Raw genomic sequence first — 17,111 nt, forward strand, 5'->3', positions numbered from 1 at the left:
TAATACTTAACTTTCCGGACTATTTGATAAATTCAATTTATATGGCAAATGAATAGTCCGGGGCAAATTCCTTTTAATAGCTTTATCCACTTAAATAGACAGGATAGCACTGCTATTTATGTACAATTGGCACAGCAAATTATTCAGGCTATCCAACGAGGTTTTATACCTATCGGAACGAAATTACCAGGGAGCCGACAACTGGCTCACACTTTATCCATCCATCGTAACACCGTCGTAGCAGCTTTGCAGGAACTTGAGGCACAAGGATGGATTGACGTCAAAGCGAACATTGGATCGTTTGTTCTTAAAAATTCTACGAAAGCAAAGAAAAATATCGAACGATCTGGTACAGTAGTACAGAAACAGTATGCTGGGCAGACAGGTTATGAATTTGAAAAGAGCACCATATTAGAAAATCCTTTCGAAACCAGTATGTGTGTACTGAAATTTGATGATGGTATTGCCGACAGCAGGCTTTCTCCCATTTACCAGCTATCCAAATTTTATACGGCAAACTTAAAGCGAAAAAAAAACTTAAAATATCTAGGTTCCATCGACCAAAACAGACCGGCATCTTTTAGAGAACAATTGTGCAACTTTTTAAACCAAAGCAGAGGGTTACACATCCAACCTAAAAATCTTTTAATAACGCGCTCTGTCGAAATGAGTACTTATATCATTGCTCAAACTCTCTTGCAAGCGCATGATCTGGTCATTGTCGGTCAGCCCAGTTATTTTGCAGCGAATATGATTTTTCAGCAAGCTGGTGCAAGAATTAAATCTATACCTGTAGATCATGATGGTATTGTGATCGAAGCTCTTGAGCAGATCTGTCAAACACACAAAATAAGACTTCTCTATCTTACTCCGCATCATCATTATCCGACTACAGTAACGCTGAGCCCGCAGAGAAGAACGGCGGTACTACATCTGTCTTCCCAATATGGTTTTGCGGTCATTGAAGATGATTATGATTATGAGTTTCATTATAATGAGGCTCCCCTTATGCCCATGGCGACTGTAGATTATGATGGTATGGTCATCTACACCGGCAGCTTTGGCAAATCGTTAGCACCGGGCTTTAGAACTGGCTTTATCGTCGCTCCTGAAAATCTGATTTTAGAGCTACAAAAGCTGTTAAATATGATGGATCATCAAGGTGATTTTGTGATGGAACAAGTGCTAAGCGATCTGATAGAGGAAGGTGAAATACACCGATCGTTAAAAAAATCGATAAAACTTTATAAAGAAAGACGCAATTATATGAGTTATTTATTTGCCCGTGACCTGCATGAATATGTAGATTTTGAGATCCCTAATGGCGGACTTGCACTTTGGACCAATTGGTCTAAAAATATAAATTTAATCCAGTTGAGAAAGGAATGCGCAAGGGCGAATCTATTTTTACCTAAAACTATCTTGTACCAAGCGAAGGATATGACAGCAATACGAGTAGGATTTGGCAATTTGAATGAAGTAGAAATGGAAAAAAGCGTCACCATCCTTGCTGAGTCACTAGCCAGAATAATATAGAAGTTTGTATTTTTCATCATTAAATCCCTAATTTTACATTAAATTTTTCACTATGAGCTATCCCATTCCTGCTAGCGAGTCGACTCCAGCAACTGCTTTTCAACGATTATTAGATGTCTTATATACGCTTCGTGTAGCTTGTCCCTGGGACAAAAAACAAACGATGGAATCATTGCGTCACCTCACGATCGAGGAGCTCTATGAACTTACAGATGCTATTTTGGACGAAGATTACCCAGAGATCAAAAAAGAATTGGGTGATGTGATGATGCACTTGGTATTTTATGCCCGTATCGCGGAAGAAGAAAATCGCTTTACGATTGTGGATGTCTTAAATGGCATCTGTGACAAGCTGATCAGCCGTCATCCGCATGTATATGGCGATATCAATGTGGAGAATGAGGATCAAGTAAAACAAAACTGGGAGACGCTTAAGCTAAAAGAGGGAAACAAATCTGTATTATCTGGTGTACCTCATGGTCTGCCTGCTTTGGTAAAAGCGTATCGGATCCAAGATAAAGTTCGTGGAGTAGGATTTGACTGGGAAGACAAGAAGGAAGTCTGGGCTAAAGTGGAGGAAGAATTAGCTGAATTTAAGGCTGAGTACGATATTGACAAACCAGAAGAATCAGATCTCGATAAAGCAGAAGGTGAATTTGGAGATTTGCTATTTTCATTAATAAATTATGCAAGGCATATTGGTATTAATCCTGAAAATGCATTGGAGCGTACAAATAAAAAATTTATCAGCCGCTTTACTTATCTCGAACAAAGAGCAGGTGAAAATGGACAGAACCTACAGGATATGACTTTGGAGGAAATGGACGTCTACTGGAATGAGGCGAAAAAATTAGCGAAATCGTAATAAGCCTGAACTTTCGGATCTTTTTGATATGTAAAACTCACTATAGATAAAAAAAAGCCTTAAAATATAGCGGATATGATCTGCTATATTTTAAGGCTTTTTTACTTTATGATTAAACTTGAGATTAGTTTTGTCTTTTAATATCTTCTAATGTTTCCAGTTCGTTGAGATCGAATGGAGTCTCTTGATAAACATAATAATTCAACCAATTATTAAACAACAAATTAGCATGTCCTGACCATCTGACCAAAGGTCCTTGAGCTGGGTCATTGTTTAAGTAGTAATTATCTGGAACCTCTATCTCGAGCCCTTTCTCTACATCACGCATATATTCTGTATGCAAAGTCAAGGGAGCGTATTCGGAATGTCCTGTCAAATAAAATTCTCTTCCACCGCGTGATGATAAAATAGCTAAGCCTGCTTCTGGCGACTCGGACAATAATTCAATTTCTGGTTTATTTTCAATTTCTGATTTTAATATCGTGGTATGTCTACTGTGCGGGATGAAAAATTCATCGTCAAAGCCTCTGAATAATGGATTGGTTTTATCTAAAGTGGTATGCTTAAACACGCCGAATAGCTTTTCAGCCAATGGGCTTTTTTCAACTCCATAAAAGTGATAGAGTGCCGCTTGTGATGCCCAGCAAATATATAAGGTTGAAGTGACGTGTTTTTTTGCCCAGTCGAAAATACGGGTGACTTCATCCCAATAGTTAACTTCTTCAAAAGGCATCATCTCGACAGGCGCACCTGTAATGATCATACCATCATAATACTGATCTTCTATTGCTGAAAAAGACTTATAAAATAGCTCTAAATGCTCCTGAGGAGTATTTTTAGACATATGAGTATCCAATCGTAAAAATTCGACTTCAACCTGCAATGGATTATTTGACAATAATCTAATAAAATCGGTCTCTGTTGTAATTTTTAACGGCATTAAATTTAGAATGAGCACCTTCATGGGACGAATGTCTTGTTCGTTGGCTCTCAGATCGCTCATTACAAAAATATTTTCCTTTTTTAATAGCTCAATAGCTGGCAAATTATCTGGTATTTTTACTGGCATATGCTTTCTCCCTCCCCTTGGTTTAGTTTGGGTATAAATATAAAAAAAATTAAATTACTAATCTCCCAAATACTGATAATAACAACAATTAAATATTGTTTAACAGGGATTTGACTCATAGAAAAAGCACGCAGAGGGTACCTTTCAATCTTAAAATAATAGATGGCAAGAATATCGATTATTAGATTTTTTCAGATTCGGTTTTACTGAGAAAGACTAAGTTCCTTTTGTACCACATTTAAGAAAAGATCAATTCCCGGATGGCTGACACTGGCATTATAAATCAATGATAAGGTGGTCCTTTGCTTAATATGGATTAAATCAATAAATTTCACTTTTGAAGTATAACCTTTTTTTAATGAGGCTGGAACAATCGCTACTCCTAACCCCTGTTCCACAAGATTAAAGATGGTCAAGGCATTGACTGTACGTAAAGCTACATGCGGATCAAATGCCGCATCTTTAAAAATGCTCATCACTAAATCATAATAGGAATGACTATAGTCTTTTGAAAAAAGAATAAAGGGTTCATTCTTGAATTCACTCACACTGGTAAAGTTTGCCTGCTGAATGGGGTAATCTCCTGGAACAACTAAAGAAAAGTGCTCTTTGACGATGGCAATATGATGAATTCCTTTTGGAAAATCATCTAATCGAACAAATCCAAAATCTAATTCTTCTTTCAATACCTTTGCAATCTGCATTTCATTCGATAGTTCCTGCAAGTCGACTTCTACTAAAGGGAAATCATGTTTCAGATGGACCAATACTTTAGCAAGGACAGATTGAACAGCAGATCCAATAAAGCCAAGACGAAGTTCCGTAAGATCGTCAGATCCCATAATACGGAGCTCACGTGTCATCTTGTCCATATGGCTGAATAAAAGATCTACTTCCTTTTTTAGATATACTCCTGCTCCGGTCAATCGCACATAGCGTTTACCCCTATCAAATAAAACAGCCTGATAGATATCTTCCATTTGTTTGATCTGGCGCGATAACCCAGGTTGAGAGATATAAAGTCGTTCAGCTGCTTTTCTAAAATGTAATTCCTCTGCTAAGACTTTAAAATAATAAAGATGCCTCAATTCTATTTGATAACTCATAGTAATCAACACTTGTCAAAATTGGTATTTATAATCATTAAAGATATCAGTTAAATTTGAGATAATAGAATGAAATCATAGCGGGCAAAGTATTTTTTATCCTGCGACAATGGTATAATCGGCGTACGTGAAATCTAAAAAATAGGCTTACTGTATTTCGCAATATGATTCTTCATGATTTTAAAAAGCTTAAAATAATATGGCTGCTCAAAACTAAATAATCAAGTCGCGTGCAGCAAATTTATCCAAAGATGTGGATACACGTTTAATACAATTTATTCAATGGAAAATAAACTAAAAATATTTCAATACGGCAATGATCAATTAACCTGTTCTATCGCCATGCAACTTGCGACAGGACGTATTAAAGGAGAACTCACTGCATCAACTATAGAAAGGGTCGCAAAAAGCGCTCAATATGTGCAAGATATAGTTGATTCTAATAAAATAGTGTATGGCATCAATACTGGATTTGGACCGTTGTGTACTACGTTAATCAATCCTGCAGACACTAAAAAATTACAAGAAAATATTTTAAAAAGTCATGCCGTGGGTGTCGGAGAACCGATCGATAAGCAATTGTCCAAATTGATGATGATCTTAAAGGTGCATGCGCTTGCTAAAGGATATTCGGGGATTCAGTTGACCACATTGGAACGCATGATATGGTTTATTGATCATGATATCGTCCCGATCGTTCCCAAGCAAGGATCTGTAGGAGCATCTGGAGATCTTGCCCCGCTCTCCCATTTATTTTTACCACTAATTGGATTAGGAAAAGTTTGGTATCAAAATGAGATACGACAAACTTCAGAGGTATTAGCATTATTGAGAACGAATGCGATTACATTGGGTGCCAAGGAAGGGTTAGCGCTCATAAATGGAACACAATTTATGGCGGCACATGCTGTTAAAGCGGTTTCAGAAATGCATAATTTACTTGAAAATGCAGATCTGATTGCAACATTGATGATAGAGGGTTTAAATGGATCGATCAAACCCTTTTTTGCACAACTCCATCAACTTAGACCTTACAAAGGGAACCAATATGTAGCAAGTACTATCTATAACTTATTACAGGATTCGGAAATAGTGACTTCTCACCATAATTGTTCACGTGTTCAAGATCCTTATTCCTTACGCTGTATTCCGCAAATACATGGTGCATCGCGCAACGCATGGTTACATTTAAAAGATACCATTGAAATTGAGATCAATTCTGTAACAGATAATCCGATTATCATCGACAGTGAATTGACTATTAGTGGGGGAAGTTTTCACGGTCAGCCGATTGCGCTTCCCATTGATTATGCGACATTGGCGATCTCTGAAATCGGAAACGTTTCTGATAGACGCGTCTATCTTTCACTGGAAGGTGATACACCAAATGTGCCCAAATTACTATTGAAAGAAACTGGCCTCAACTCAGGTTTTATGATCTTACAATATAGTACTGCGGCATTGGCAAGTGAAAATAAAGGATTATGTTTTCCGTCCAGTGCTGACAGCATCCCAACATCATTAGGTCAAGAGGATCATGTGAGCATGGGATCCATTGGTGCCCGAAAACTGCTACAAGTCATCAATAATGTCGGTAATATACTGAGTATTGAACTCATCTGTGCGGCACAGGCTTTTGATTTTCATAAACCACTCCAATCGACAGCTATTATGGAAGCAGTGCATCAGGAAATCAGAAAAGTGATACCACATATAACGGAAGATCAAATGATGGAAGATATTCTTTCTGCTGCGCAACAACTTATTTCTTCAGGATGCTTGGTGCAGGTTGCAAAACAAATAGCGGAGGAGCAACATGTGCCTTATCACGGATTACATCACGAATATTTTAATAATTTTTAATAATGGATAAAATATTAATTGGTCCCTTCTCTCAATTGCTATCATTTGATAAAACGCCATTAAAAGGAGCGTTAGGAGATGATCAGATCGAAATTGCGAAAAACGCTGGCATAGTGGTTGAAGACGGTAAAATAGTCGCGATTGGCGACTATCATGATTTAAAAAAAAGTGTACATAACGAGGCAGAACTGCTATTGATGGAAGGCGATACCGTATGTGTCCCAGGTTATATCGACTGCCACACGCACCTAGCATTTGCTGGAAATCGAGCAAATGACTTTGCATTACGAAATGCTGGTGCCAGCTATCTTGAAATTGCAGAATCAGGTGGAGGTATCTGGAGTACCGTACTGCATACTCGAGCGGCCAGCGAATCGGACTTGACTGCACATATCGTCCACTATGCAAAAGAATTATTAGCACAAGGAATCACCACTATTGAAGTTAAAAGTGGATATGGGTTATCCATCAAAGAGGAACTAAAAATACTGCGTGCCATCAAAAAAGCACAACAAGCTCTTTCAGTTGACTTGATTCCGACTTGTCTAGCAGCTCATATGAAGCCCAAAGACTATACGGGTAGCAGTAAAGACTATCTGAATGAAATCGCTCATGAGCTTTTCCCAGTATTAAAAAGTGAACAGCTGACCAACAGAATAGATGCCTTTATTGAAAAAAGTGCTTTCACTGCCGATCAGATTGAACAGTACTTCAGCAAAGCTAAAGAAATGGGCTTTGACATCACGGTACATGCGGATCAATTTTCAACATCAGGATCTGCGGTTGCAGTTCGATTTGAAGCAGTAAGTGCAGATCATCTGGAAGCATCAACCGATTTGGAAATTGAATTATTGGCAAATAGCCATACTGTTGCTGTCGCATTGCCAGGTGCGTCAATTGGTATCGGTTGCGCGTTCACTCCTGCTCGAAAGCTCTTGGACCGCGGGGCCTGCTTAGCTATTGCTACTGACTGGAATCCGGGATCTGCGCCAATGGGTCAACTCATGATACAGGCTACTATTCTAGCAACTGCGGAGAAATTGTCAAATGCTGAACTCTTTGCCGCAATTACATACCGGGCTGCTCAAGCGCTCCATTTGAGCGACCGGGGAAGACTGCGAAAGGGAGAATTTGCTGATTTCGTTGTCTACAAAACCAATAATTATCAAAATATCACTTACAGCCAAGGTACTTTAAAACCTATTCAGGTATGGAAGAAAGGAACTTTGATTTATACGAAAGGAGATGAAACATGTTAACTTTTAAAGACGAAATATTACAGGGAATACCTAAGCATTTACCTCCAAAAGTTGCTTATGATGCGAGTGTAAGTCATGCTCCTAAACGTAAAGACATCTTATCCAAAGAAGAGAAAAAATTAGCGATAAAAAATGCGCTTCGTTATTTTCCTATGGATTGGCATGTCGAATTGGGAAAAGAGTTTCTTCAAGAATTAGTACAATTTGGACGTATCTACATGCATCGTTTTCGCCCCAGCTATACGATGTATGCAAGACCAATTGCGGACTATCCTGGCGAAAGTCTTCAAGCGCGAAGTATCATGCTGATGATTCAGAACAACCTCGACCCCGCTATTGCACAACATCCTCATGAGCTCATCACCTATGGTGGAAATGGTGCTGTGTTTCAAAATTGGGCACAGTATGTATTGACCATGCAATACTTAGCTCAAATGACCGATAATCAAACGCTGCACATGTATAGCGGTCATCCTATGGGATTATTTCCTTCGTCAAAAGATGCTCCAAGGGTGGTGATTACCAATGGTATGATGATTCCAAATTATTCTAGACCTGATGATTGGGAGAAGTATAATGCCCTGGGTGTGACACAGTATGGTCAAATGACAGCTGGCTCCTATATGTACATCGGACCCCAAGGTATCGTCCACGGTACTACCATAACGGTCATGAATGCTTTTCGAAAGCAATTGTCAAAAGAGGAAAGTATACATGGCAAGGTATTTTTGACTTCGGGATTGGGGGGAATGAGTGGTGCACAACCTAAAGCGGGCAATATAGCTGGTTGCATTACCGTCTGCGCAGAGGTTAATCCTGCTGCTGCTCGCAAAAGATATGAGCAAGGATGGGTAGATGTATTAATAGAAAATATGCATGAACTCATTACTTTTGTGAGGCAAGCTATTGAAGACAAACAAATTGTTGCCATCGCTTATATAGGCAATATCATCGAAGTCTGGGAATCTTTCCTGCACGCCGACATTCAGATTACCGTAGGTTCTGATCAAACTTCTTTGCATAATCCTTGGGCAGGTGGCTACTACCCTATCGGATTAACCTTTGAAGAGTCGAATGTCTTGATGGCGGAAAAACCGGAACAATTTAAAAGAGAAGTACAACAATCGTTAATTCGTCACGTGAAGGCAATCAACGATCATGTCGCACGAGGCACGTACTTCTTCGATTACGGTAATGCTTTTTTACTAGAAAGTAGCCGTGCCGGAGCAGAGGTAATGGCAACGGATGGTATCAATTTCCGTTACCCTTCTTATGTACAAGATATTTTAGGACCGATGTGCTTTGATTATGGATTTGGCCCTTTTCGTTGGGTATGTACTTCTGCGGATCCAGATGATTTAAAAACGACAGATCAAATAGCATTAAACGTTCTAAAAGACTTACAAAACACAGCTTATGCCGAAATTCAGCAACAATTGGGGGATAATATCAAATGGATTGAACAAGCTGACCAAAATAAACTGGTTGTAGGCTCTCAAGCTCGAATCTTGTATGCTGATGCGATCGGTAGAATACGAATAGCAAAAGCATTTAATCTGGCTGTCCGAAATGGCGAATTAAGTGCTCCAATTGTACTGGGAAGAGATCATCACGATGTCAGCGGAACAGATTCTCCTTACAGGGAAACTAGTAACATCTATGATGGAAGCAAATTTACAGCAGATATGGCTATTCATAATGTCATCGGTGATAGCTTTAGAGGAGCGACTTGGGTCTCTATTCACAATGGTGGTGGTGTTGGTTGGGGTGAGGTTATTAATGGCGGTTTTGGTTTGTTGTTGGATGGCTCTGAAGATGCAGATCGAAAACTCGAAAATATGCTTTTTTATGATGTGAACAATGGTATAGCACGTCGTGCATGGGCTCGAAATGATACGGCTAGACAGGCTATTGAAGTCGAATTGGCAAGAACTAAATCGCTAAAAGTAACGTTGGCAAATCGTGTTGAAACTGTAGCAATAAATCAAATTTTTGAAGAATATGGAGACTAGGCATTGGACTTATTATGAACGGGCAGAGTTTAAAAAATGGTCTGGTCGTATAGATGGTACGACAGAGGAGCATTTAAGATGGCATCAAATTATTCATTGCATTGATCTCAGGGATGAGCTAGATCTTAGCGGCAGTTATGTGCTACTAGGTTTTGCATGTGATGAGGGTGTGTTGCGAAATCTGGGGAGGCCCGGTGCGGCAAAGGGTCCTGAAATCTTAAAGCAAACGCTTGCAAACCTTCCTGTATTTCGGAATAAGAAAACGAAGCTGATTGATGCTGGGACAATCCATTGCAAAGATAAGCAACTGGAAAATTCCCAAGAAGCACTTGGTTTTGTGATCCACCTTATTCTACAGCGTGGAGGATTCCCGATCGTACTGGGGGGTGGACATGAAATCACCTTTGGCCATTACTTAGGTCTCAAAGCTAATTACAAGAATAAACTTGGCATCATTAATTTTGACGCTCACTTTGACATCAGGAAACCGCAACATGAAATCCCAACATCAGGTACGGGTTTCTATCAAATCGCACAATTGGAAAAACAGCTGAATTACCTACCTATTGGGATACAAAAGATCAGCAATACTCAAGTTTTATTTGATACCGCAAGAGAGTATCAAATTAATTGGATAGAGTCACAAGATTTTCGGGATTGCAATAAAAAAGTAATCCTAGATCAAATCGATGCATTCATCAGCGGGATTGATCATCTATATCTAACAATAGATCTGGATGTATTTGCTGCAAGCTATGCTCCAGGAGTTAGTGCGGCTGCCTTTAATGGTATTGTTCCCGACGCATTTTTCCTTGACATATATACGCATATCATTGCTTCTGAAAAGCTCGTAAGTATAGATATTGCAGAACTTAATCCAGAGTATGATTATGATAATCATACCGCCAAGTTAGCGGCAGATCTACTATTTAGGCTCGTTATAGCTTAACAAACAATAAGTTTTAAATGACCTACTAAAAGCCTAAAAATATTACTAAAATTAGAAAACTGAACTGGATTTTCTAGCGACAGTGTAGAGATCGATTAAAATGGATGAAGTTATGGATGAAATTTTATTTTTAACCTTAAGTTGCAATTATTCTAGTGATCGTTAACTAGAATAAGTATTTCCGCAGCTCTAGCGGTATTGACCCTAACCTAAATTAAAGTAAAAGAAAAAAAGGAAAAGAAAAAGTCAGCAGAACAATATTTAAGGAATTTATACTTAAATTCGCAAGCAATATGGAAACTGTTGTCAGTGGTATTAGAAGTACCGGAAAATTACATTTAGGAAACTACTACGGCGCATTAAGCAATTTTGTGAAAATGCAAAATGAATATAATTGTTATTTTTTCATTGCCGATTTACATTCTTTAACGACTCACCCAACACCTCACGGTCTTCAAACTACCGTTCGCCAAGTGATTGTGGAGTATCTTGCGGCTGGTATAGACCCTGAAAAATCAACAATATATGTACAATCGGATGTACCAGAAGTCTCCGAATTATACTTGTATATGAATATGAATGCTTATTTAGGTGAGCTCGAACGTGCAACAGCTTTTAAAGATAAAGTACGTAGCAATCCCGATAATGTCAATGCCGGACTGCTTACCTACCCTGTTTTGATGGCTTGTGATATCTTACTTCATCATGGTACAAAAGTTCCTGTTGGCAAAGACCAAGAGCAACATTTGGAAATGACCAGAACATTTGGTAATCGTTTTAATCGCTTGTACGATGTCGATTACTTTAAAGAAGCGTTTGCTTTTAGTTATTCGGATAAACTTGTTAAAATACCAGGATTGGCAGGACAAGGTAAAATGGGCAAATCTAACGGTGAAGCAGATTGCATCTATCTATCGGATAGTGCAGATGTGATTCGCAAAAAAGTCATGCGTGCTGTGTCAGATTCAGGTCCTACGGAAATGAACCAACCTAAACCAGAATCTATTCAAAATTTATTTGATTTGATGAAAGTGGTTTCAAGTGCTGATACCTTACAACATTTTGAAGATTTATATAATAATTGCGCCATTCGGTACGGTGACTTTAAGAAGCAACTAGCAGAAGATATGGTCAACACGACTGAACCGGTGCGTTCGCGAATTGAAGATATATCAAATGACAATGATTATATTGCTAAAGTTGCTAAGCTAGGTGCCGAAAAAGCTGGTGAATCAGCTCGTAAAACATTGAAAGAGGTGCGCGAGATCATAGGTATTAAAAGATTTTATTAAGAATTTAAACCCAAAAATATGCATATTGCTATTGTCGGAAATATTGGTGCCGGAAAAACAACCCTAACAAAATTATTAGCGGATCATTTTAAATATGAACCTCAATTTGAAGCAGTAGACAATAATCCATACTTAGAGGATTTTTATGCTGACATGAAGCGGTGGTCATTTAATTTGCAGATTTTTTTCTTGAATAGTCGCTTTAGACAAATTGTCGAATTGCAAAAAACAAATATTGATATGATCCAAGATCGTACAATTTACGAAGATGCTTATATCTTTGCTGAAAATTTGTATGATATGGGATTGATGAGTGCGCGTGATTTTGAAAATTATAGTAACATTTTTCAAAGTATCATACATTATATCAAACCTCCTGATTTATTAATATATTTAAAGGCCTCAGTCCCTACCCTGGTCAATAATATTCAGGTTCGTGGACGCGATTATGAGTCTGGCATTCGTTTAGATTATTTATCCAAATTGAATGAGAAATATGATAAATGGATCGATAATTACAAGGAAGGTAAGTTGATGATTCTTGATAAAGATAATTTAGATTTTACAAAGAATCCAGAAGATTTAGGTACTATCGTTGAAAAAATTGAATCCCAATTATTTGGTTTGTTTTAATCAACATAGGATAATATAATTCATAAGCCAGTTTTTGATAGAAACTGGCTTTACTTTTAAAGCTAAAATAATGAAGGTAATAGGTATTATTCCTGCACGGTATGCTTCTTCCAGATTTCCTGGAAAACCATTAATTGATATCGCTGGTAAATCCATGATTCAACGTGTATATGAACAAGTAAAAAGTGCAAGTTGTCTGCATGAGGTCATCGTAGCAACAGATGATGAGCGGATAGCTGAGCATGTGCGTAGCTTTGCTGGAAATGTCGCTATGACATCATCTGCACATCAATCTGGAACAGATCGTTGTGCAGAGGTGGTATCTAAGATCAGTGGGTTTGATATCGCAATCAATATTCAAGGAGATGAACCGTTTATCAATCCGCTACAGATCGAATTACTCACATCTTGTTTTAATAAGGAGGATACACAAATAGCTACGCTTGTCAAAAAAATTCATACAACGGAAGAATTGTTTAATGTCAATATCCCAAAAGTGGTACGTAATGCTCAGGAACAAGCAATTTACTTCTCGAGACAAACGATACCTTACTTGAGAGGCGTAGAACATGAGCAATGGCTCTCAAAACATACTTTTTATAAACATATTGGAATATATGGTTATAGAACCGCTGTTTTAAAAAAACTTACAGCGCTTCCTATAGGATCTTTGGAAGAGACAGAAGCTTTAGAACAATTGCGCTGGATCGAGCATGGATATACCATCCAAACGGCGGAAACAGAGCATGAAACAATCGCTGTCGATACAAAAGAAGATCTGGAACGTATTATACAAACTTATTTCACCTCCTAAATTAACGGTGCTCCGTAAAATATAATGCACGGACACCGCTTAAAAATTCTTTTTTTTCTGTTAAACTTAAAAGACGAATCTGTTCTTTAATTTGAATAAATTCGGTCATTTGCACTGGGGTATTTATGCCCAATAACGCGGAAGTCACGGCTTCATTGGATAGTACAAAAGATAGCGCAGCGGTGAGGTTGTTAACTTCGTGTCTTTTAGCAAAAGCATTCAGATTGCGGATGATATGCTGCACTTCACTGGAACTATATTGTAAAAAACTTTCAGCTGGTTTATTGATTAACATTCCTTTTGCGATTGCTCCTCTAGCCAATATCGACACTTGATTTTCCAACAAATAAGCGGCAATTTGTTCTTCTAAACGTCGATCAAGTAAACTATACTGCATCATTACAGCACTTATATTTGATTTTGCCACATACTGTCGAATGACATTGGGACGGATCGAGGATACACCATAGGTTCGAATTTTACCTGCATCGACGAGTGTTTCAAATGCTTCGATAATTTCATCTATAGGATCTTCAATAGTGCCTCCATGAAGCTGATAGAGATCGATATAATCTGTTTTTAACCGTGATAGTGATGATTCAACTGTTTTGATAATATAATGCTTGGAGGCTTTCCAATCCCAGCCGTTTCCATCAGCTCGCCAACTGTTTCCAACTTTAGTTGATAGCACAATATCCTTTCTGAAATCTTGTACGGCCTCACCAACGAGCATTTCATTAAATCCTTTTTCATATAAATCAGCGGTATCAAAAAAATTGATCCCGCTGTCAAATGCTTTACGAATGAGCTCTATGCCTTGCTTGTGCTTACTGCCCTTTAAGGACATACACCCTAAACCGACGGCCGAAACTTCTATAGCTGTTTTACCTAATTTATTATACTGCATCTTTGACAAAATCCAATAACTCAATATCAAATATCAAAATACTATTTGGCGGAATTGCACCCATATTTTGACTTCCATATCCTAATTTGCTAGGAACATAAAATCGATATTTGGCTCCCTTGGACATGAGTGGCACGCCTATTTTCCAACCTTCAATCACACGATCCAACTTCATTTTCAAGGGTTCATTGCGATCAAGAGAACTATCAAATTTTTTACCATCCAATAAGGTTCCCGTATAATGCACTGTTACTTCATTTTCACGACTAGGCTTTTCACCATTACCCTCGACCAATATTTCATATTGTAATCCTTCTTCCGTACTTTTGACTGTAGCTCTCTTAGCATTTTCAGTAAAAAAAGCTTGCTCTTTTGCAAGATTCTCTTTTTCTTTAAGTTCTCTGGCTTCGTTAACGGCATTTTGGATCACAACACGTAATTGATCTTCTGCAATTAAAGAGTTCTGTCCATCAAGTGCACTGATGATAGCTTTGCCTATCAGTTCTTTATTCCAGTCGGCAATTTCTAAACTTTTTAAAGAACCACCAATATCGCGTCCAAAAGCATAAGAGATAGAATCTGCTTTTGAGGATAATAATGGTTTTACCGTTGTCGTTGTTTTTACGGTTTTCTTTTTCTGTTGTGCTGATACCGATAGTGTAGCCAAAGACAGTAATGCTAAAGCAATATATTTCATAAAATTTTAAGTATGTTTTGTCACAATATTAGTAATAATTTCTTGAGTATTATTTTTATAATCCACTACTACTCGAGATTTGCTATTTAACCAAGCTTCTATGGACAACATATTTTTTTGCTTAAGGCTAGATATGACAGGTACCCCCATTTCTTCTAAAGCTGCGGCATTCAAATGTTGTTCATACTGATTTTTCATCGGAACGACCAATAATTTCTTTTGTAGGAATAATGCTTCAGCAGGTGTTTCAAATCCTGCACCACATAGAACACCAGAAGAGCTTGCCATACTGGTGATGAAGGCATCGTTATTAATAGGACGTATGGAAACATTTTTCATATCAAAAGCGCGCGAATTATGTTTACTAAATACCTGCCAATTGATATCTGAAAATTTCATCAGATGCTTCAAGAGATGCGCATCATCATATGCTGGTAGATATACCGTATAATGCCCCTTGTCTTGCACATCGAGTTCACGAACAGAATTTCGAATAACCGGAGTAAATATGTTTTTATTATAACTTTTGAAGTGAAATCCATAAGCATAGGTAGAAGGAGCATAATTTTTCATGATAAATTTACCCAACATATCGGTATCATCGGGCTTAGGACTGGACGGGTCTAAAGCGGCAATTTGATGGCTCAACCCAATACAGGGATACTCTTTCATATGGGCCGACCAAGCAGATATGGGTTCAAAATCATTGATAACAAGATCGTACTGTTCGATAGGAAGTGATTTAATCTCCTGAGTAAATTTGCGAACCGTGGAACTCATAAATGTCTTCCAAAGATCTACTCCCCCCGATTTCCCAAAGATAAAGCTCAAACCATGTAATCGATACTTTACTTCAAACGGTAAAACCAAATCAGCCTGTGTCCCGCTAACCAATACATCTACTTCTCCAAAATTACGTAAACAAGGTACAATATCCATAGCTCGACTGAGATGACCATTTCCTGTACCCTGTACCGCATAAAGTATTTTCATAAACTTCGCGATTATTTATCGCCAAAATAAAAATTTTTGATGACATTAAAGTTAAATTTAGGTTAGGTTTTTATATTTCTCTAGAATAAATAGTTGGCATTTTAAATGATAGTATGTAACTTACTTTCTATTAACCAATTATTGAACTATGAAAAGATTATCCTTTATAATCTCTTTATTCATTATTTTTCTTCTATGCGGTTCTTGGGGATTTTTTGCACATAAAAAAATTAATGAATATGCTGTATATACCTTACCTCCTACATTAGCATCCTTTTATAAGAAAAATATTCTCTTAATTAGTGAGAAAGCTGTCGATGCAGATAAAAGATGTTACATCGATAGTCTCGAACCAACTCGTCATTATATCGACATCGATGATTTTGATGAACCTACTATTGACTCTATTCCGATACATTGGTCAAAAGCAAAAGAAAAATATCAAGAAAAACAGTTATTATTAACTGGAATCGTTCCTTGGCAAATCTCTTTCAGTTACAACAAATTAGTACAGGCATTTAAAGATAAAGATATTCCTAAGATTATTCGATTTTCAGCAGATTTGGGTCATTATATCGGGGATGCCCATGTCCCGCTTCATACCACTAAAAATTACAATGGACAATTGACTAACCAAATTGGTATACATGCTTTCTGGGAAAGTCGTCTACCCGAAATGTTTTCTAACAAATATGTATTTATTAAGGGGCGGGCACAGTTTATTAGCGATCCAATAACGACCGCTTGGGATATCGTAAAAGAAAGCAATCGACTTGTAGATTCTGTACTCATGCTTGAAAAACAATTGAACAATTCATTCTCAAAATATCAAAAATATGCATTCATTGAACGAAACAATATATTGATCAGAACTTATTCGGATGAATATGCAAATGCTTATCATCAACTACTCAATGGTATGGTTGAAAGAAGAATGACAGGCGCTATACAACAAGTAGGTGCATTTTGGTACTCTGCATGGGTGGAAGCTGGTCAACCAAACCTCAAAAACATAGGCAAAGTGACGATTGATGAGGCGCCGATCAATACAAAAAATAAAAAAAATATGGGTAGAGAAGAACTCTAAATCAGCCGGACTAGATACAATTTAAAAAC

General features: G+C 37.7%; 15 protein-coding genes. 10 read left to right on the plus strand and 5 right to left on the minus strand.

Annotated features, from left to right (window positions below):
- The first annotated feature begins 48 nt into the window (after positions 1–48).
- Positions 49–1,536 carry a PLP-dependent aminotransferase family protein gene (locus tag B3P23_RS07385; protein WP_293925276.1) on the plus strand — a complete coding sequence of 496 codons (1,488 nt, stop codon included), beginning with the start codon at positions 49–51 and terminating at the stop codon, positions 1,534–1,536.
- Between the two features lie 52 nt (positions 1,537–1,588).
- Positions 1,589–2,401 carry a nucleoside triphosphate pyrophosphohydrolase gene (gene mazG, locus B3P23_RS07390; protein WP_094771613.1) on the plus strand — a complete coding sequence of 271 codons (813 nt, stop codon included), beginning with the start codon at positions 1,589–1,591 and terminating at the stop codon, positions 2,399–2,401.
- Positions 2,402–2,525: 124 nt separating this feature from the next.
- On the opposite strand, the gene metA is transcribed toward mazG, so the two are convergent.
- Positions 2,526–3,470 (minus strand): homoserine O-acetyltransferase MetA, encoded by a 945-nt coding sequence (gene metA / locus B3P23_RS07395; protein WP_045756094.1) that lies wholly within the window; start codon positions 3,468–3,470, stop codon positions 2,526–2,528.
- A 203-nt stretch (positions 3,471–3,673) separates the two neighbouring features.
- Positions 3,674–4,576 (minus strand): LysR family transcriptional regulator, encoded by a 903-nt coding sequence (locus B3P23_RS07400; protein ID WP_094771614.1) that lies wholly within the window; start codon positions 4,574–4,576, stop codon positions 3,674–3,676.
- A 282-nt stretch (positions 4,577–4,858) separates the two neighbouring features.
- Here B3P23_RS07400 and hutH point away from each other — a divergent pair, with 282 nt between their 5' ends.
- From hutH to kdsB, 7 genes are all read left to right on the plus strand, one after another.
- Positions 4,859–6,439 carry a histidine ammonia-lyase gene (gene hutH, locus B3P23_RS07405; RefSeq protein ID WP_293925277.1) on the plus strand — a complete coding sequence of 527 codons (1,581 nt, stop codon included), beginning with the start codon at positions 4,859–4,861 and terminating at the stop codon, positions 6,437–6,439.
- 2 nt (positions 6,440–6,441) lie between these two features.
- A complete protein-coding gene (gene hutI, locus B3P23_RS07410) occupies positions 6,442–7,698 on the plus strand; it encodes an imidazolonepropionase (protein ID WP_094771616.1) in 1,257 nt (418 codons plus the stop codon).
- Positions 7,692–9,710: a urocanate hydratase gene (locus B3P23_RS07415; RefSeq protein ID WP_281047340.1), complete on the plus strand. Its 2,019-nt coding sequence runs from the start codon at positions 7,692–7,694 to the stop codon at positions 9,708–9,710. Before hutI ends, B3P23_RS07415 begins: the two co-directional genes overlap by 7 nt.
- Complete coding sequence (hutG, locus tag B3P23_RS07420) at positions 9,700–10,659, plus strand: formimidoylglutamase (RefSeq protein WP_293925278.1); 960 nt, start codon at positions 9,700–9,702, stop codon at positions 10,657–10,659. Before B3P23_RS07415 ends, hutG begins: the two co-directional genes overlap by 11 nt.
- Before the next feature lie 293 nt (positions 10,660–10,952).
- A complete protein-coding gene (trpS, locus tag B3P23_RS07425) occupies positions 10,953–11,951 on the plus strand; it encodes a tryptophan--tRNA ligase (protein ID WP_045753548.1) in 999 nt (332 codons plus the stop codon).
- Between the two features lie 18 nt (positions 11,952–11,969).
- The gene (locus B3P23_RS07430) at positions 11,970–12,584 is read left to right on the plus strand and encodes a deoxynucleoside kinase (RefSeq protein WP_094771620.1); all 615 of its coding nucleotides are present in this window, start codon (positions 11,970–11,972) and stop codon (positions 12,582–12,584) included.
- Between the two features lie 70 nt (positions 12,585–12,654).
- Entirely contained in the window at positions 12,655–13,398 is a 744-nt protein-coding gene (gene kdsB, locus B3P23_RS07435; protein WP_293925279.1) for a 3-deoxy-manno-octulosonate cytidylyltransferase, read from the plus strand.
- Between the two features lies 1 nt (position 13,399).
- Here kdsB and B3P23_RS07440 read toward each other — a convergent pair whose 3' ends face one another.
- The 3 genes from B3P23_RS07440 to B3P23_RS07450 are packed head-to-tail and all read right to left on the minus strand — an operon-like array spanning position 13,400 to position 15,995.
- Positions 13,400–14,305, minus strand: a complete 906-nt coding sequence (locus B3P23_RS07440) for an aldo/keto reductase (protein WP_293925280.1) — start codon at positions 14,303–14,305, stop codon at positions 13,400–13,402.
- On the minus strand, positions 14,295–15,002 hold the full coding sequence (locus tag B3P23_RS07445) for an FKBP-type peptidyl-prolyl cis-trans isomerase (protein ID WP_045753552.1): 708 nt from the start codon (positions 15,000–15,002) through the stop codon (positions 14,295–14,297). Before B3P23_RS07445 ends, B3P23_RS07440 begins: the two co-directional genes overlap by 11 nt.
- Before the next feature lie 6 nt (positions 15,003–15,008).
- Entirely contained in the window at positions 15,009–15,995 is a 987-nt protein-coding gene (locus tag B3P23_RS07450) for a glycosyltransferase family protein (protein ID WP_293925281.1), read from the minus strand.
- 148 nt (positions 15,996–16,143) lie between these two features.
- On the opposite strand from B3P23_RS07450, the gene B3P23_RS07455 reads away from it, so the two are divergent.
- Complete coding sequence (locus B3P23_RS07455; protein WP_293925282.1) at positions 16,144–17,082, plus strand: zinc dependent phospholipase C family protein; 939 nt, start codon at positions 16,144–16,146, stop codon at positions 17,080–17,082.
- Positions 17,083–17,111: the final 29 nt, after the last annotated feature.

The organism is Sphingobacterium sp. UBA6320 (assembly GCF_002440335.1).
Classification (GTDB): Bacteria; Bacteroidota; Bacteroidia; order Sphingobacteriales; family Sphingobacteriaceae; genus Sphingobacterium.